This window comes from Hungatella hominis, assembly GCF_014288005.1.
In the GTDB taxonomy this organism is placed as follows: domain Bacteria; phylum Bacillota; class Clostridia; order Lachnospirales; family Lachnospiraceae; genus Hungatella; species Hungatella effluvii.
On record NZ_JACOPB010000020.1, the window covers coordinates 89874 to 106700 of the forward strand.

Sequence of the window (16827 nt, forward strand, 5' to 3'; positions counted from 1 at the left end):
GAAGGAGAAGAGAATTTATGGCAGGTGCAGTATACTCATTTGAAGAACACATGATTAAAAAACAGGCCAGAGCGGAGGACGCAATGTTAAAGGAACTCCGTTCCGGAGCGTATACCATTGACAATCCGCTGGTATCGTACAATCTCTATCTGATTAATCCGCTTTCCGCGGTAATCTCCTTTTATACAGAGGAAGAGACCGCCGTTACAGTGACTGTATTTGGAAAAGCAAAGGAAGGCAATATCACACATACATTTCCAAGGGCGAAAGAGCATGTCCTGCCGGTGGTAGGCCTTTATTCCGGACACGTAAACCGGGTGGAGGTGCGGGAATACCGTGGAAAAGTACATACGGTAGAGATCGAGGTGCCGGATGTATTTGAAGGGAATTCACCAGTTGAATCCATGGATACGACGCCGGAATACTTACAGGACGACTGCATTTTCTTATCTCCGTCGGGGGCGGAGCTGGCGGTGGCTGTTGACTATGCGGGAGATATCCGATGGTGCCTGAACATCAAATGCGTATTCGATATGAAACGGCTGAAAAATGGCCATATTCTCATGGGTACGGACCGTCTCGTGCAGATGCCGTATTATATGTCCGGCATGTATGAGACCAGTGCCTGCGGCAAGATTTACCACGAGTACCGTCTGCCTGGCGGCTCTCACCATGATGCGTTTGAGATGCCGGACGGCAGCCTTCTCTGCCTGACCGAGGATCTGACATCGGGTACCGTGGAAGATATGTGCGTGCTGATTGACAGGGAAACGGGTGATATTTTAAAGACCTGGGATTATAAGAATTTTCTGGAGCCTGGACTGGGAAAGAGCGGCAGCTGGTCAGAGAAGGACTGGTTCCACAACAACGCGGTGTGGTACGATGAGAAGAGCCACAGCCTGACATTTTCCGGAAGACATATGGATTCCATCGTCAACATCGATTTTGAGACCGGAAAGCTTAACTGGATCCTGTCTGATCCGGAAGGATGGCCGCAGGAGTGGGTGGACCGCTATTTCTTCAAGCCTGTAGGAACCGACTTCGAGTGGCAGTATGAGCAGCACGCGTGCCTGATCACCCCGGACGGCGACGTCATGTGCTTTGACAACCACCACTGGGGATCCAAGATAAAGGAGAACTACCGCGCGGCGAAGAATAATTATTCCCGAGGTGTGCGTTACAGGATTAATACGAAGGATATGACGATCGAGCAGATCTGGCAGTACGGAAAAGACCGCGGCGCCAGGTTCTTCTCCCCCTATATCTGCAACGTAGAATACTATAACGAAGGCCATTACATGGTTCATTCCGGGGGAAGCGCCTACAATAAGGACGGCGAGATTTCCGAGTCCCTGGGCGCGCTGGAGCAGAACATGGGCGGCACGCTTTTTGCTACAACCGTGGAGCTCTGCGACGACAGGAAGATGCTGGAGCTGCATACCAAGGGCAATTACTACAGGGCTGAGAAGATGAAGCTGTACGCGGACCAGGGCAATTTAGAGCTGGGTGAGGGCTCCGTGCTGGGCGAAATGGGCATCACGAAGGAATTTGACACAGATATCCCGGCTCCGGTAAGCAGCGAACTGATTCCGGACCGCTATGAGGCGAGAATCGAGGATGAGGATGACCGTTTCACCTTCCATGCGAAATTCGAGAAGGGTCAGCTGGTTATGCTCATGCTGGAGCAGGGCGAAGAGAAACACCGTTACTATATTTCCACCACAGCAGTTTCCCACAAGGCCATGTGCTGCGGAACGTTCCTGGAGTCCGATGAGCGTGTGACGAAGACCAATGTGAACAAGGCGGGAATGAAGGGAACGTACGAAGTCTTTGTTGTGATCGACGATACCAAGTATCCGTGCGGAGTATCGATTAAGTGCTAAAGCTGTTTTGCCCGGGAGCGTGTTTGAAAATATTTTCCGCCGCGCTTCAGGGCGCGTCATAAAATCATAAAAATGTCAGGGAAAAGACTGAGGAGGCCGCATCCGCTTCCCCGTACCCTATAACGGGGAGCTTTCCCTGATGCGGCACTGTTATGGCAGGACTTTCCGGTAAGCAGCCGGTGAAAGTCCTGTCTGTTTTTTAAATATTCTGCTGAAATACAGCGGATTTTCGTAGCCGATGATGGAACCGATCTCGCTGACCGGGCAGTCGGTGCTTTCTAAGAGTTCCTTCGCTTTATTGATCCGGATGGAAGTCAGATATTTACAGGGCGGCACACCCACATACTGCTTAAAGCTCCGGATAAACCAGCAGGTACTCATATGAAGGCTGGCCGCGTAATTGGAAATATCGATGTCCGCAGAAAAATTTTCATGGAAGAACTGAACCGCGTGCTCCATATCTTTTTGGATCTGCGGTTTATTCTTTCCGCCCTCTGCGATCTGGCGCTGTACGGTCAGAAGAAGCTGTTTAAAATACAGCGAGGAGAAATCACCGCTTAAGGGTCGCGGCAGCTGCAGCTCCCGGATCATGGAGAGAAAGAGCTCCTGGTAGCGGGAGACACATCCGGTGCGCAGAATGCGGCGGCCTTCCAGACTCAAGCCGGTGCTGGAGAGAAGCCCCGCCGCCTCATATCCCGTGAAATGAACCCAGAAGACCTCCGGCCTGTCCTCCAGGAGATACGTATACTGCTGGTATTCTCCCGGCCCATACAAAACCATGCTCCCGGCGGGAATGGTGACGGCCTCACCGTTTAAGACAAATTCGGCTTTGCCTGAGGCGATATAGAGAAGCTGGTAATCGGGCCGGCCTGTGGCCCTGATGGTGGTCATGGAGACGCGGGTCAGCAGGCGGTAGACTCCGCAGCAGTTGATCCGCAGGGGGATCGAATTATCTTCCAGTTCCGCGTCGGATATATCCAGATATCCCGTATTCGTATACATGGCTTGATTCTCCTTTCATGTCTGCGATACCTTCTATTCCATGATTGTATCATTTTGTGCATGTTTTGTCTAACGAAGGATATGGATTTTTCAGCCCGCTATTTTATAATAAAGGAAAGAATGAAAGAGGAGGATTGAAAATCCATGATAATACCGAGACATTACGAAAATCTGCATGTGCTGCATGAGAATACGGTGGCGAACCGATCCTATTACATTCCGGCGGAAGAACGGTTTGACGATCTGGTGGAAAACAGGGAGCATTCCGGACGCTTTCAGCTGTTGAACGGAATGTGGAGTTTCCGGTATTTTGACAGTATTTACGATTTAAAGGATGAATTTTACAAGGAAGGATACGGGGAAGAGGGATTCGGAGAGATTCCGGTGCCGGGCTGCTGGCAGAATTACGGTTTTGACGGACATCAGTATACGAACACGAGATACCCGTTCCCCATGGACCCGCCTTATGTTCCCGAGGAAAATCCCTGCGGAGCGTATATCCATCATTTTGTCTATGAGCCGGGCGGGGCGGCGCCGAAGGCGTTTTTGAATTTTGAGGGCGTGGATTCCTGTTTCTACGTATGGCTGAACGGAAGCTATGTGGGCTACAGCCAGGTGTCCCACTCTACCAGCGAATTTGATGTAACGCCTTATATCCGGGCAGGCGAAAATAAGCTTGCGGTTCTCGTCTTAAAATGGTGTGACGGAAGCTACTTAGAGGACCAGGACAAATTCCGCATGAGCGGTATTTTCCGGGATGTCTATCTGTTAAAGAGGCCGGAACAGGGTATCTTTGATTACTTCCTGAAAACGCAGACTGGTGATCAGCAGGCGCAGATTGATGTGACATTTTCCTTCTTCGATGAGAAGATGCCGGTCAAATGCTCGGTATACGATCAGGAAGGAAATCTGGCCGCGTCGGCGGAAAGCGTACCGGGAGAAGCTGGATTATCCCTTACGGTAGAGCGTCCGGTTCTGTGGAATGCGGAACAGCCTTATCTTTACACCGTGGTATACGAGTGCGGCAAGGAGGTCATCACAGACCGCCTTGGAATCCGGGAGATCGAAGTAAAGGACGGAGTTGTACTGGTCAATGGAACGAAAATCAAGTTCCGCGGTGTAAACCGCCACGACAGCGATCCGGTCACCGGCTTTGTGATCAGCCTGGATCAGATGAAGAAGGATTTCCAGGTGATGAAGCAGCATAACGTCAATGCGATCCGCACCAGCCATTACCCTAACGCCCCGCAGTTTTACCAGCTTTGCGATGAGCTTGGCTTCTATGTGATTGATGAGGCGGATAATGAGAGCCACGGAACCAACGATATTTACATGGAAGAGGACCACGAGGCCGGATGGAGAGAGCGCTGGAACCACGCGATTTCCGATAACCCTGCATTTACAGAGGCCACGGTGGACCGTGCAAAACGTCTGGTGGAACGCGATAAGAACCGCCCCTGTGTCCTCATCTGGTCCATGGGAAATGAATGCGCCTACGGCTGCACCTTTGAGGCTGCCTTAGCATGGACGAAAGCATTTGATTCCACGAGACTGACTCACTATGAGAGCGCCCGCTACAGAGACAGCAAAAAAACGTACGATTTCTCCAACATTGACTTATACAGCCGGATGTATCCGCCTCTGGAGGACATTCACACGTATTTTGCGGAGAATCCGAAGAAGCCGTTTGTCATGTGCGAATACTGCCATGCCATGGGCAACGGGCCTGGAGACCTCGAGGATTATTTCGAAGTGATCGAGCAGTATGACGGCCTCTGCGGCGGATTTGTATGGGAGTGGTGCGATCACGGAATTTACCAGGGCAGAACCCTGGAGGGACGCCCGATGTATCTCTACGGCGGAGACCATAAAGAATATCCTCACGACAGTAATTTCTGTATGGATGGACTGGTCTATCCGGACAGAACGCCTCATACAGGCCTTAAGGAACTGAAAAATGTGAACCGTCCGGCGAGAGTCGTTTCCTTCTGTCAGGAGACACGGGAAGCCGTGATCCGTAACTATCTGGATTTTACCAATTTAAAGGAGTACGCGTCTGTTGCATGGGAAGTGACGTGTGATGGAGCGTGCATCGCAGACGGCGTGCTGGAAGGGGCTGCAATGCCGGATATTCTGCCTCACGGGGAAGCCGCCATCCACCTGGACTTTCAAGTGCCGGAAGCGGGGAAATGTTTCTTAAAGCTCCGCTATATCCGCAGAGAGAGCACGAGACTGACAGAGGCAGGGACAGAACTTGGATTCGATGAAATTCTGCTGGAGAACGAAGACGGAAGAAACCAGGCCGCCCTGCGCATGCTGGAACGGTGCGGTAAGGCGTGTGCGGACAGGAACCAGTCCAGCCCGTTCACGGTAAAAGAAGACGACCGCCGTCTCTTTGTGTCCGGACCGAATTTTGCTCACGTTTACAATAAACTGACCGGTGTTCTGGAAGAGATGAATGTCAATCAGTGCCGCCTCCTGGAACGGCCTGTGGAATACAATATATGGCGGGCGCCTACGGATAATGACCGCTACATCAAAATGAAATGGCAGAAGGCCCATTACGATATCACGTATTCGAGGGCGTATCATACGGATTACTCTGTCACAGCGGAAGGCGTGCGTATCCATTCGGTACTTGCGATCCTCTCACCAGTTATCCAGAGAATTTTAAATATGGAGGCTGAGTGGCTGATCGGAGCAGACGGAAGTGTGGATGTGAACTTAAACGTGAAGCGCGACACCGAGCTGCCGGAGCTTCCGAGATTTGGCCTCCGTTTATTCCTGCCGAAGGACATGGAGGACGTCACCTACTACGGACTGGGGCCGGTGGAGAGCTACTGTGACAAGAGAAGGGCGTCCAGCCACGGGACATTTACGGCTCATGTGACAGAGCTTCATGAGGACTATATCCGTCCGCAGGAAAACGGAAGCCACGATGACTGCGATTTCGTATCGCTGGCTGGCCGGAGAGCCGGTTTGACGGCAGCGGGAGATAAGACCTTCTCCTTTAACGCTTCCGTGTATACCCAGGAGGAACTGACGGAAAAAGACCATAATTACGAGTTGGTCCGTTCGCCTTATACGGTGCTGTGTCTCGATTACCGGATGAATGGCATCGGTTCCAACAGCTGCGGACCGAGACTGATTGAAAAGTATCGGTTGGATGAAGAAGAATTTTCTTTTGGAATCAGCTTGATTCCGGAGGTGAAAGCGGAATAAAATGAGAATGCCGGTACGGACCCAGACCGTACCGGCATTTTTTTCAAGTCAGCATTCCCGGAAGCGGCAGAAGTACTCCTCTGCCTGCTCCAGCGAAAGGGAAAAACGCTTTTCCAGCTTCTGAAGGATTATGTTTTTAGGAGTGCCTTCTTCAATATGGTCCAGGATGAATGCACGGATGCCCTGTTCCATCCCCTGTTCCACGCCGAGCTTTTCCCGTTCCTCCAGCTTATCTGCAAATAATTCTTCCAATGCGTTGCACATGTCGCGTCCCTCCTTATATTTTTTCCAGTTTGCACGTACAATAAAATCCATGGCCGCCTCGTAGAGCGGGTTCTTTTCTTTCCCTGCATAGGCTTTGGCCAGCGGTTCGATATCCTCCTGAAGGCTCAGGTTCGTCCGAAGACGGCTCAGCCAGGTGAACTCTTTTCTGGAAAGCCTGGGGAGAATCAGAATCTGCATCGGGAACATGAGTCCCGTCACATAGTAGATCCCCGGATATTTTTGAGAGATGTCTGCATGATAGAGATCCTTTAAAAATGCAGCCAGCTTCCTGGGATAGTGGCTGACAGCCAGTGAGATGGTAAGCTCCTCCGGAGGAATTTCCCGTTCTTTTTCTGTGTTGGACTGGTAAATGCAGGCGTACCCTGTTACCCTGTAATAATCGTTGATGCTGAAATAATCTTCCGGGTTCTTATACTCAATAATATTGTACTTCCGGAAAATATGACCGATACTTTTAGAAAGAATTTTATCCGGCTCCGGTTTGATCACAAGGGTATCAATCTGAAGCGGTTTTTCGGTCAGATTGAATTCTTTCAGAAATTCGAGCTGGCAGGGCTCATCCATAAACTCAATCTGTAAGGCTGCCTGGAAAGCCGGATGCCACTGTAAAGCTTTTTTCGTCATCAATTCCTCTCCTATTATTATAATCAAAAATGCGTCAGGTATCAACAGGTATTCACAGACATTCCCCCTTTGAGTCAGATATTTTGTTTGCGGTGTATCCAAAATGAGTGATGGAAACTTATGGCCGAACTGGCCCTGACGGGATCGTCTGATCCCGTATGACGCCGTATGCTGTACAGATGACAGCCACGGACTTGATGAACGGTTCTGCGCACAGGAATGTGCGGCAGAGACTGCTTTTATTTTACCATATTTACGGTAGAAAGCCAGAAAAAAATTACAATACATACAAAAAAATTACACAATAGAAATCCAGAAAAATTATTTAAACATAAAATTAAAAATAGCATCGGTATACTTACCAGAAACAGAAAATACCAATTGCATGAAGACCGTCCCTATGATATAGTAAAAGGGTATCGGAGAGCGTTCCGTTCTCTATTTCTGCAGTTCACCGGCAGTTCGCCGCAGTTCCAGGAAAAGCTACAAAAGAGAATAGAAAACAGGAGAGTGATGCGTTTTGAAAGGATAGGGGCAGGAATTTTTTAGCTTTCAGCGGTGTAAAAACGCGGGAATTCAGGAAAATTCCAGTTGACATTTAGGGACAAGTATACTATGATTATAAACAGGAAAAGAACATTTGTTCGCATTGGAGGATAACATGAATAAAGATGATAAATTAAAGGCACTTGATGCCGCCATTACACAGATTGAGAAAGCATATGGCAAGGGTTCCGTGATGAAGCTGGGAGAAGGCGGCGTGAAGATGAACGTGGAGACTATTCCGACCGGTTCCTTAAGCCTTGATATCGCCCTGGGACTCGGGGGAATCCCGAAGGGAAGAGTCGTGGAGATCTATGGCCCGGAGTCCAGTGGTAAGACGACCGTGGCTTTACATATGATTGCAGAAGTTCAGAAGCGCGGCGGCATCGCGGGCTTTATTGACGCCGAGCATGCCCTTGATCCGGTGTATGCGAAGAAGATCGGCGTGGATATCGATAATTTATATATCTCTCAGCCGGATAACGGAGAGCAGGCGCTGGAGATCACAGAGACGATGGTGCGTTCCGGCGCGGTTGACATTATCATCGTGGACTCGGTTGCAGCCCTTGTTCCGAAGGCGGAGATCGAAGGCGACATGGGTGACTCTCATGTAGGTCTGCAGGCCCGTCTGATGTCTCAGGCGTTAAGAAAGCTGACCGGTGTCATCAGTAAGTCCAACTGTACGGTACTCTTTATCAACCAGCTGCGTGAGAAGGTAGGCGTTATGTTCGGCAGCCCTGAGACAACGACTGGCGGCCGTGCACTGAAATTCTACGCTTCTGTACGTATGGATATCAGAAGAATTGAATCCTTAAAGCAGGGCGGCGAAGTGGTTGGTAACCGCGTGCGTGTGAAGGTTGTTAAGAATAAGATTGCTCCGCCATTCAAAGAAGCGGAGTTTGATATCATGTTTGGAAAGGGTATTTCCAAAGAAGGCGATGTGCTCGATCTGGCGGTGAAGGAAGATATTGTGGAGAAGAGCGGCGCATGGTTCGCTTACGGCGGAGCAAAGATCGGCCAGGGCCGTGAGAATTCTAAAATTTATCTCCAGGATAATCCTGCTGTCTGTGAGGAGATCGAGAATAAGGTGCGCGCCCGTTACGGACTCGGTGAAGATGGTGCGGCTCCGGCAAGTGCTCCGGCAGGCGGCGCTCCCGCGGGAGAAGCTGCTCCGGAAAAAGAGAGTAAGAGAATTAAGGCCGAACCGAAGGAATCATAAGTCTGGCTAATAAGATGGCAAGGAATCATAAAAAGTGAGCCATAAAGACAGCGATTCATAAAATAAGTAAATAAGAAAAGTAAGGGGCAGGTATGACAGTTACGGAGATCACACCCCTTGATAAGCGCAGGAGTAAAGTCATTCTGGATGAAGACTTTGCTCTTGCGCTTTATAACGGGGAAATAAAGCGGTATCACATTGAGACGGGAGAGGAACTGCCGGAGGAGACGTATCGGGAGATCATGGAAGAGATCCTTTTAAAGCGTGCGGTGGAGCGGGTCTGTTACCTGCTGAAGTCTTCCGATAAGACGGAACAGGAGCTGCGGAAGAAGCTGAAGGACGGATACTATCCCGGGGAAGCCATTGATTATGCCATCGAATTCCTGAAGAAGCACCGGTATATCAACGATGAAGAGTATGGCAGACGCTACGTGGAGTACCACTCCACGAAGAAAAGCAAGAGGCAGATTCAGTACGAGCTTCAGCGAAAGGGGCTTTCCAAGGAGGCGGTTACCGACATTTTGGAGGAGCATCCGGTGGATGAGGAGGCGCAGATCAGGGACTACATCAGGCGGAAGAGACTGGAGCCGGAATCCATGACACTGGAAGAGCGGAGAAAAGCCATGGCAGCGCTGGGAAGAAAAGGATTTTCCTTTGAGACGGTCAACCGGGTTTTCGGCAGTAAATACGGTGATGACGGGGCATTCTGAAAATTTGTAACAGTTCAGACGGCGGGAAAATTGGCGCAGGAAGCCGCGTCAAGCTTGCTTGTAAGCGGCTTTATGCGCTAATTTTTACATCGGATGAATATCTGATGCTTCTTGACCGGCTTTTTCGGTCAAGAAAATGTACCGTCTGAACTGTTACCAAAAATGTGTATAAGTATACTGGAAACAGCGGTTAAATACTTGACATAATGTATAAAACAGTTTAAAATTGTAGTGTTGTATTGATGTACAATGAAAATTAAATAAGGAGGTGCTCCTGTGTCAGTATCAGTATTCACGGCTGCATTGATTGCAATCGTCGCATCAGTTGTAGTTGCTTTTATTGCCTGGACTGCTGCCATCGCGTATCGTACGAAATCGTATGAGAGCAAGATTGGTTCTGCAGAAGAAAAATCCCGGGAAATAATAGATGAAGCATTAAAAACCGCTGAGACAAAGAAGCGCGAAGCTCTCCTTGAAGCAAAAGAAGAGTCTTTGAAGACTAAGAATGAACTGGAAAAAGAGACCAGAGAAAGAAGAGCTGAGCTTCAACGTTATGAAAGACGAGTACTAAGCAAGGAAGAAAACCTGGACAAGAAGTCCGACGCAATGGAAAAAAGAGAAGCAGGTCTTGCTGCTCGAGAGGAAGCCCTGAATAAGAGAAACGCCGAAGTAGAGTCTCTCTATGAAAAAGGGATACAGGAACTGGAAAAGATTTCCGGATTAACCTCCGAACAAGCAAAAGAATATCTTTTAAAATCTGTTGAAGATGATGTAAAACATGACACTGCGAAATTAATCAAGGAACTCGACAACAAAGCAAAAGAGGAAGCCGATAAAAAGGCGAGGGAATATGTGGTGACAGCCATCCAGAGATGTGCTGCGGACCACGTTGCAGAGACGACAGTTTCCGTTGTGCAGCTTCCGAACGATGAGATGAAAGGCCGAATCATCGGACGTGAAGGACGCAACATTCGTACGTTAGAAACCCTGACGGGCGTGGAACTCATTATCGATGATACCCCTGAGGCGGTTGTTTTATCCGGATTTGATCCGGTTCGAAGAGAAGTAGCCAGAATCGCATTGGAACGGCTCATTGTGGACGGACGTATTCATCCGGCCAGAATTGAGGAAATGGTAGAAAAAGCACAGAAAGAAGTGGAAACCAACATGCGTGAGGAAGGTGAGGCCGCGGCCCTTGAGGTCGGTATTCACGGTCTGCATCCGGAACTCATCAGACTGCTTGGTAAACTGAAGTACAGGACAAGCTACGGACAGAATGCATTAAAGCATTCCATGGAAGTAGCCCAGTTATCCGGGCTTCTTGCCGGAGAGATCGGGCTTGATGTCCGTATGGCTAAACGTGCCGGTTTATTACATGACATTGGGAAAGCCGTTGACCACGAGATGGAAGGTTCCCACATTCAGCTGGGAGCGGAGCTCTGTAAGAAGTATAGAGAGCCTGCAGTTGTGCTGAATACCGTAGAATCCCATCATGGTGACGTTGAACCACAGAGTCTTATCGCCTGCATCGTACAGGCGGCGGACACGATTTCTGCCGCAAGACCGGGTGCAAGAAGAGAGACACTGGAAACATATACAAACAGATTGAAACAGTTAGAAGATATTACAAACTCCTTCAAGGGAGTAGACAAGTCTTTCGCCATTCAGGCGGGACGCGAAGTTCGGATTATGGTAGTACCGGAACAGATTAACGATGACGGAATGATCTTATTGGCGCGCGATATTTCCAAGAAGATCGAAGAAGCCCTGGAATATCCGGGACAGATTAAGGTCAACGTGATCAGAGAGTCCAGAGTGACAGATTACGCCAAGTAATTGTTCGGAGTGAAAACAAAATGCCCTAAAAACCGTAAGAATGTAGTATTTATGCGGGTTTAGGGCATTTTTTTATTTCTTATAACTTCTTATAAGTTTTTGTATTTTCCGGCCAAATTGGCGTAAAATTGGCGTAAAACGAAAAATGAATTGGCGTAAAAATTTTATTATCAGATTACACTAAAAACCTCTTAAAATAAAGGATTGGACTGTGTTTGAATAGAGATTATTCAAACACGGAGCCAGTCCTTTTTTTGTCTTCAATTTTGCCCCCTTAGTTTCAATTTATTCTAGGAGGGAAGTAATGGGTAAATCAGGAATTATTACAAAGCGAGATACAGGTAAGGACAACGAAGCATATCACGACATCATCACCCTGCTAAAAATCTATCGCTCCGTCAACTGGCGTATGCAGGTCAAAATAGGACAGGTGAAAAGAAGGTTCCAGGCGGAATATGGTTCGGATGTGGATGAGTTCTTAAATCAGATATACGAAGCTGGCCTTGATCTGAATGATGATGCGGCAAATATCCGGGGGCGGGTGGAGGCAATTAACAGCTCCAATAAGTTCCTGCGGCTGATTGACGAGTCGGTGGAACTGATGCGGCGGTATCATCCCCAGGGAGAGAAATTTTACTGGGTCATTTATTATACTTATTTGTCAGCGTATAAACCGGAGAATGTGTCAGAGATTTTAGACAACCTGGAGCCGCATTTTCCTAAGATACCGAGAATTAACCGGGCAACCTATTTCAGATGGCGTAACGAGGCGCTGAAGGCCTTACGGGGTATCTTGTGGGGCTATGAAGATGAGAGCCGGGAACTCCTGCAGCACTTCCAGGAGACATGGGCAGAAGAAAAATAAATTTTTTTAAAATACGGTTCACTTAGATGGGGTGAATTTATTAAAGTAGAATTGTAGCTGGACGTATTATATACGTTATGGAAAACAGTTGAATTGTAGAGAGGAGATCTTATATGGTTATATCAGTGGATACAGGAAACAAGCAGATTAAAACGGAACATTTTGTATTTCAGTCCGGACTGAATGAAATGGATATCATGCCGCCTAAACTGGATACAAAGGTTTTGGAATATAACGGGAAGTTCTATACGCCATCTAATAGACGGATTGCGTATATGAAGGACAAGACTTTTGACGAACGGTATTATATTCTGACTCTTATGGGAGTGGCGATGGAACTGGAGGACAAGCTGAACCGTGGACTTTACCGTCCGATACCGAACCGTCCGGTTGGCGTGGAACTTCTTGTAGGACTTCCGCCGGCTGATTTTTCTGGATTGTATGAAAAATTTGAGGGCTATTTTCTTCGGACGGAAAGCCCTATATCTTTCCGCTATGGTACCAGAGATTATTTGGTCTGCTACCGGGAGGTTGTATCCTATATCCAGGCATACGCGGCGGCGGTCATGTATTCTAAAGACATGAAGCTGCGGCAGCTGCCTAAGGCATTTATCATTGATATAGGGGGATTTACATTAGATTATCTGCTGCTCCGTTACGGGGAACCGGATACAGAGATTTTTGATTCATTGGAAAAAGGAATTATACCTCTGTATAACGAAATAAAAAACAGGGTGAGGAAGCAGCTGGATATTCTCCTGGAAGATTCCGATATTGATTTGGCAATCAACAGAACGGATTGCCATTTGGCAGCCGAGATAAAAGACTTGATTAAGAATGTTGTTTATGAGTATGTAGTCAATACATTGGGGATTTTCCGGGAACTTGGTATTGATTTCAACTCAATAACAACGATTTTTGTAGGGGGAGGGTCTATGCTCTTGTCAAAGGTGATTCAAGAGGTGTGGATTCGTTATAGAGGGGAGTACCACATCATTCATGATCCATTAGCCAATGCAAAAGGATATAAAAAGCTGTATCTGGCCGATCATGCAGTATAGTCTGGGAGGAAGCTATGGGAAAAAAAGACGAGTATCGGTTTACGATCCGATTCGATCCTGACGATGACAGGCACCAGAGAGCGGCCCAAATCCTGAATTCCCAGGGGAGAAAGATTGCCAGATATGTAGCGAGAGCAGTTTTGGCGTACAATGGAGAGAATATAGAGCCAGCAGGGGCTGGACAGCCGCAAGGTCCCCAGGAGGAAGGGACATACGGGAATTTGCAGAAAGAGGCCGGAGAAAATCTGTTTGAAGAAATAGATGATGGATATGAGATGGATCAGGAAGAAATAGAGCTTCTTAAAAATACCAATAACAGGTTTCGGAGAAAGTGAGGAAGATGCGGACAAGAGTGAGAGGAAAGTTTGCAATAATTTTGAATATAGGGCTGTCTGTTTTGGCGGCCCTTTGGATTAGCAGCTATTACCGGCTGGCTGTGGTGAATGGAGATTCAATGGAACCTACATATACGCAGGGGGATATCATATTCGTAAAAATAGGGAAAACGCCACAGCGGGGAGATATTGTAATAATTGACTCTAAGGCGATTGGCGGACGCATTGTTAAGAGAGTGATAGCAGTCGAAGGGGACACTGTACAGACAGACGGAGAAGCAATTTGGGTCAATGGGGTAATATTAGAAGAAAAATATATAAAAGAACCATATGCGATGGAAGATGTTTTGCTTACTGTACCAGACAAAAGTATATATGTTATGGGGGACAATCGAAATCATTCGAGAGATTCCAGAATAATAGGCGCTGTTTCAATAGCTGAAGTAGTGGGAGTAGTAAAGCGTTAGAAACATAGAATGGAGGTTAGCGATGAATAAGAGAAATATTGATATTATATATGAAGAAGCCATGCACTTTGGGATATTTAGTTTGATTTGGCTGCCGGCCATGGCAGGAATCTGGTTATGGAAGGGGAAGAAAAGTCTGGCAATCCTTATGCTCTTTGTCCAGATTATATTACAGATCAAAGCGATTTCAAAAATGTTCCTTTATTATAGGCCGGAGAGGAGCTGTCCGGTCTGCGAGTCCATAATTCCAGAGGGAAGTAATTTTTGCCCTTCCTGCGGATATATTTTACAGAAGGATTTGTGGGGACCGGACGAGGCTGCGGAATTTGATGAACCGGAGGCAAAAGAGGAAGGTTTCTATGATCCCAATGCAGATTACAAGCGTATTGAGGAGGAGGTTATAAAAGGGATAGCCTGAGTCGGCTCCTGCTTTGTATATATGATTAAGAATCCGGACATTTGATGGAGTCATCATTTGTCCGGATTTTGTGTGAAAAGCATGAAAAAAGTCAGATTTTGGAAGAACTATTTTGATATAATACACATATCAGAAGTTTATATCAATCATGGTCTCTGTCATGGCAGTAATGACGGCAAGCTGTTTATCGTCGCATTGTGAAAAAAGCCGAAGAAGTTCATCTGTGGCTTCCGTACCCGGATACAGGATTGGGTCTAAAGGGAGCCGCAAGGCCAGGATTAATGATATGAAAACTTTGAGACTGGGGATTTCATTCTTGTTTTCAATATCCGATAAATAGCGGGTACTTATACCTGCCTTTTCAGCCAATTTTGCCTGTGTCAGCCCTTCTTCAATTCTTGCATGTTTGATGATGGAACCAAGTTGAGTAAGAAATCTTTCCATAGTTCACCTCCGATAACGTGTAATAGTTCACATTGTTTAATACTATCTTTAATGTGAATAAATGAAAATGAGCTATTACCCCCATGTTTTTAAGCAATATTAGTTCATATTAAGACGCCAAGATCATGAATAGGTGCTAATAAAAAAAAGCAGCCTATCCGTGGATTTTGGCGTGTTTTTATGGCTGCAGATATAGGGGGAGTATGGGGATATGGAAAAGAAAAATACATAAGTCCTGTAACAGTCTGGCTCTGTTAAAAAAAGAGAGGAAACCTTATCGCGCACTTTTGCGACAATACATGAACTATTATTGCTAAAAATACATGAAGTATTAATTCATAATGAGACAGGCAGCCGTTGGATTATATATCCGGCGGCAATTTTTTTGCGAAAATTGTCGTATTTTGCGGTTTGGAATAGATTACTGCATTGTCGTTCACCGCCTGTCCCCTCCATTTTCAGATAACAAATAAAAATGGAGGAATGAAAATGAAAGGCAGAGATAAAGAATTTTCTACGCAGGATTCCTTTAGTGCGTATTTAAAGACGGCAGTCAAAAATACAAAAATAAAATACATAAAACGGCATATCAAAATTCAGGAGAATGAGATGCCCATCGAGGAATCTGCAAACTTCGAGTTGGAATCCCATAAGGACGATTATTTTGACTATTTAGAGGAAAAGGTCAGCAGGCTGTACGGAGACAGCAGTGATATTGAGCAGATTCTTAATCTGATTGAAAATGAAAGATTGCTGAATGCTCTGATGAGGCTTGACGATGAAAGGAGGAAATTGATTTTCTGGCGTATCATGAATGGACTGAGCTTTGCAGAAATCGCTAATCGCCTCCACATGCCAGAGAAGAAGACGGTTGATACTTACTACAATACGCTGAAAAAGTTGCGAAAGGAGATTCAAAATGGTTGAATTTGAAGGTTTGTTGGAACTGGCCAAGATGGGGGATAAGGAAGCACTGATGAAACTGATTGATATGTATCGGCCATTGCTGATCAATTATTCCATGATTTGCGGAAAATTTGATGAGGATCTCTATTATGAGCAGATACATACCATGATTCGCTGCATTAATAAATTTACGAAGTAAATATGGATTGCAAACAATATATCGTATACATATATTGACTGATACTATATGTTGTGGTAATCTAAAGGTGGTATTGATTTAATATTCTTCTGAAGAATGTATATTATTTTTGTTCTGGCCTGGGCCAGGAGCAAAGAAAATGGCTATTGTATAATAATGCCCCTGTTTTGGGACGAAAAGAAGGACACTTAAATGCCTGTGCGTTTAGGTGTCTTTTTTGCGTCTTATCAGAAATGGAATGATTGGAAATATAACTCTGGCTGCATAAACCAGGCGAGATAGGGAAAGGAGGCAATACTGGAGTATGGTTCATGTATGACTGTATACATGGGGGATATAGACTTTAGCAATGTAAAACAAGAAGAAGCATGGTCATTAAAAAGGGAGAATGAAATTAATATCAGAATAGCATCAGAATGAAAGCTGATTTAGGCAGTGGAAGAAACAGCTAAGTATAAGGAGGTATCGTATGAGTCAAATGGTATCGAATCTATGTGAGAAACGAAATATACTGATTTCCGGGATATTGGAATTTCCGCTCCAGGTGGGCAAGCCAGCATATTATTTTTATAATGGTAGACGCATAAAAACGTCCAAGGTTAAGCGGATCGTGGAAATTACTCTTGATCACGCATGTTTTGAGACAGCTAACTTGTGTTACAGAATTGATTATTTCCCTGTTGCAATGACAATGGCAAAAAAGGCAAGCTGAAAAGGAGGAGAATCAACGAATTAAGAGGGGCTGGAAACGTGATTTCCGGCCTCATGCATTTCTATACTTTTGTTTTGAAATATTGTATAATAAGGT

16 protein-coding genes are annotated in these 16827 nt (G+C 46.4%); 13 read left to right on the forward strand and 3 right to left on the reverse strand.

The annotated features are described in order from the left end of the window. Window positions 1-17: 17 nt before the first annotated feature. The gene (locus H8S75_RS27425; RefSeq protein WP_187024242.1) at window positions 18-1883 is read left to right on the forward strand and encodes an aryl-sulfate sulfotransferase; all 1866 of its coding nucleotides are present in this window, start codon (window positions 18-20) and stop codon (window positions 1881-1883) included. Between the two features lie 150 nt (window positions 1884-2033). Here the strand turns inward: H8S75_RS27425 and H8S75_RS27430 are convergent, their stop codons facing one another. After that, a complete protein-coding gene (locus H8S75_RS27430) occupies window positions 2034-2885 on the reverse strand; it encodes an AraC family transcriptional regulator (protein ID WP_187024243.1) in 852 nt (283 codons plus the stop codon). 144 nt (window positions 2886-3029) lie between these two features. Between H8S75_RS27430 and H8S75_RS27435 the strand changes: the two genes are divergently transcribed. Next, entirely contained in the window at window positions 3030-6107 is a 3078-nt protein-coding gene (locus H8S75_RS27435; protein ID WP_187024244.1) for a glycoside hydrolase family 2 TIM barrel-domain containing protein, read from the forward strand. A 48-nt stretch (window positions 6108-6155) separates the two neighbouring features. Here the strand turns inward: H8S75_RS27435 and H8S75_RS27440 are convergent, their stop codons facing one another. Beyond that, complete coding sequence (locus H8S75_RS27440) at window positions 6156-7016, reverse strand: 3-isopropylmalate dehydrogenase (RefSeq protein ID WP_187024245.1); 861 nt, start codon at window positions 7014-7016, stop codon at window positions 6156-6158. 661 nt (window positions 7017-7677) lie between these two features. Here H8S75_RS27440 and recA point away from each other — a divergent pair. The 8 genes from recA to H8S75_RS27480 all read left to right on the forward strand — a co-directional run bounded on the left by recA (window position 7678) and on the right by H8S75_RS27480 (window position 14470). Continuing rightward, a complete protein-coding gene (gene recA / locus H8S75_RS27445) occupies window positions 7678-8778 on the forward strand; it encodes a recombinase RecA (protein ID WP_002601416.1) in 1101 nt (366 codons plus the stop codon). Window positions 8779-8870: 92 nt separating this feature from the next. Next, window positions 8871-9488, forward strand: a complete 618-nt coding sequence (locus tag H8S75_RS27450) for a regulatory protein RecX (protein ID WP_187024246.1) — start codon at window positions 8871-8873, stop codon at window positions 9486-9488. Window positions 9489-9764: 276 nt separating this feature from the next. Next, window positions 9765-11324 carry a ribonuclease Y gene (rny, locus tag H8S75_RS27455; RefSeq protein ID WP_187024247.1) on the forward strand — a complete coding sequence of 520 codons (1560 nt, stop codon included), beginning with the start codon at window positions 9765-9767 and terminating at the stop codon, window positions 11322-11324. A 304-nt stretch (window positions 11325-11628) separates the two neighbouring features. Continuing rightward, window positions 11629-12189 carry a hypothetical protein gene (locus H8S75_RS27460; protein WP_187024248.1) on the forward strand — a complete coding sequence of 187 codons (561 nt, stop codon included), beginning with the start codon at window positions 11629-11631 and terminating at the stop codon, window positions 12187-12189. 113 nt (window positions 12190-12302) lie between these two features. Then, window positions 12303-13250 (forward strand): ParM/StbA family protein, encoded by a 948-nt coding sequence (locus tag H8S75_RS27465; protein WP_187024249.1) that lies wholly within the window; start codon window positions 12303-12305, stop codon window positions 13248-13250. A 14-nt stretch (window positions 13251-13264) separates the two neighbouring features. Beyond that, entirely contained in the window at window positions 13265-13585 is a 321-nt protein-coding gene (locus H8S75_RS27470) for a hypothetical protein (protein WP_187024250.1), read from the forward strand. Between the two features lie 5 nt (window positions 13586-13590). After that, window positions 13591-14052 (forward strand): signal peptidase I, encoded by a 462-nt coding sequence (gene lepB, locus H8S75_RS27475; protein ID WP_187024251.1) that lies wholly within the window; start codon window positions 13591-13593, stop codon window positions 14050-14052. Between the two features lie 22 nt (window positions 14053-14074). Beyond that, a complete protein-coding gene (locus tag H8S75_RS27480; RefSeq protein WP_187024252.1) occupies window positions 14075-14470 on the forward strand; it encodes a zinc ribbon domain-containing protein in 396 nt (131 codons plus the stop codon). A 129-nt stretch (window positions 14471-14599) separates the two neighbouring features. Here H8S75_RS27480 and H8S75_RS27485 read toward each other — a convergent pair whose 3' ends face one another. After that, on the reverse strand, window positions 14600-14914 hold the full coding sequence (locus tag H8S75_RS27485; RefSeq protein ID WP_187024253.1) for a helix-turn-helix domain-containing protein: 315 nt from the start codon (window positions 14912-14914) through the stop codon (window positions 14600-14602). A 489-nt stretch (window positions 14915-15403) separates the two neighbouring features. Between H8S75_RS27485 and H8S75_RS27490 the strand changes: the two genes are divergently transcribed. The 3 genes from H8S75_RS27490 (at window position 15404) to H8S75_RS27500 (ending at window position 16731) form a co-directional block, all read left to right on the forward strand. Continuing rightward, on the forward strand, window positions 15404-15841 hold the full coding sequence (locus H8S75_RS27490; protein ID WP_187024254.1) for an RNA polymerase sigma factor: 438 nt from the start codon (window positions 15404-15406) through the stop codon (window positions 15839-15841). Then, window positions 15834-16019: a helix-turn-helix domain-containing protein gene (locus H8S75_RS27495; RefSeq protein ID WP_187024255.1), complete on the forward strand. Its 186-nt coding sequence runs from the start codon at window positions 15834-15836 to the stop codon at window positions 16017-16019. The genes H8S75_RS27490 and H8S75_RS27495 overlap by 8 nt, the downstream gene beginning before the upstream one ends. Before the next feature lie 469 nt (window positions 16020-16488). Beyond that, window positions 16489-16731, forward strand: a complete 243-nt coding sequence (locus tag H8S75_RS27500; protein WP_187024256.1) for a hypothetical protein — start codon at window positions 16489-16491, stop codon at window positions 16729-16731. Window positions 16732-16827: the final 96 nt, after the last annotated feature.

Excerpts from the sequence above, each read along its gene's own strand:
- H8S75_RS27425 (WP_187024242.1), top strand. The coding sequence starts at position 18 with ATGGCAGGTGCAGTATACTCATTTGAAGAACACATGATTAAAAAACAG.
- H8S75_RS27430 (WP_187024243.1), bottom strand. The coding sequence starts at position 2,885 with ATGTATACGAATACGGGATATCTGGATATATCCGACGCGGAACTGGAA.
- H8S75_RS27435 (WP_187024244.1), top strand. The coding sequence starts at position 3,030 with ATGATAATACCGAGACATTACGAAAATCTGCATGTGCTGCATGAGAAT.
- H8S75_RS27440 (WP_187024245.1), bottom strand. The coding sequence starts at position 7,016 with ATGACGAAAAAAGCTTTACAGTGGCATCCGGCTTTCCAGGCAGCCTTA.
- recA (WP_002601416.1), top strand. The coding sequence starts at position 7,678 with ATGAATAAAGATGATAAATTAAAGGCACTTGATGCCGCCATTACACAG.
- H8S75_RS27450 (WP_187024246.1), top strand. The coding sequence starts at position 8,871 with ATGACAGTTACGGAGATCACACCCCTTGATAAGCGCAGGAGTAAAGTC.
- H8S75_RS27460 (WP_187024248.1), top strand. The coding sequence starts at position 11,629 with ATGGGTAAATCAGGAATTATTACAAAGCGAGATACAGGTAAGGACAAC.
- H8S75_RS27465 (WP_187024249.1), top strand. The coding sequence starts at position 12,303 with ATGGTTATATCAGTGGATACAGGAAACAAGCAGATTAAAACGGAACAT.
- H8S75_RS27470 (WP_187024250.1), top strand. The coding sequence starts at position 13,265 with ATGGGAAAAAAAGACGAGTATCGGTTTACGATCCGATTCGATCCTGAC.
- lepB (WP_187024251.1), top strand. The coding sequence starts at position 13,591 with ATGCGGACAAGAGTGAGAGGAAAGTTTGCAATAATTTTGAATATAGGG.
- H8S75_RS27480 (WP_187024252.1), top strand. The coding sequence starts at position 14,075 with ATGAATAAGAGAAATATTGATATTATATATGAAGAAGCCATGCACTTT.
- H8S75_RS27485 (WP_187024253.1), bottom strand. The coding sequence starts at position 14,914 with ATGGAAAGATTTCTTACTCAACTTGGTTCCATCATCAAACATGCAAGA.
- H8S75_RS27490 (WP_187024254.1), top strand. The coding sequence starts at position 15,404 with ATGAAAGGCAGAGATAAAGAATTTTCTACGCAGGATTCCTTTAGTGCG.
- H8S75_RS27495 (WP_187024255.1), top strand. The coding sequence starts at position 15,834 with ATGGTTGAATTTGAAGGTTTGTTGGAACTGGCCAAGATGGGGGATAAG.
- H8S75_RS27500 (WP_187024256.1), top strand. The coding sequence starts at position 16,489 with ATGAGTCAAATGGTATCGAATCTATGTGAGAAACGAAATATACTGATT.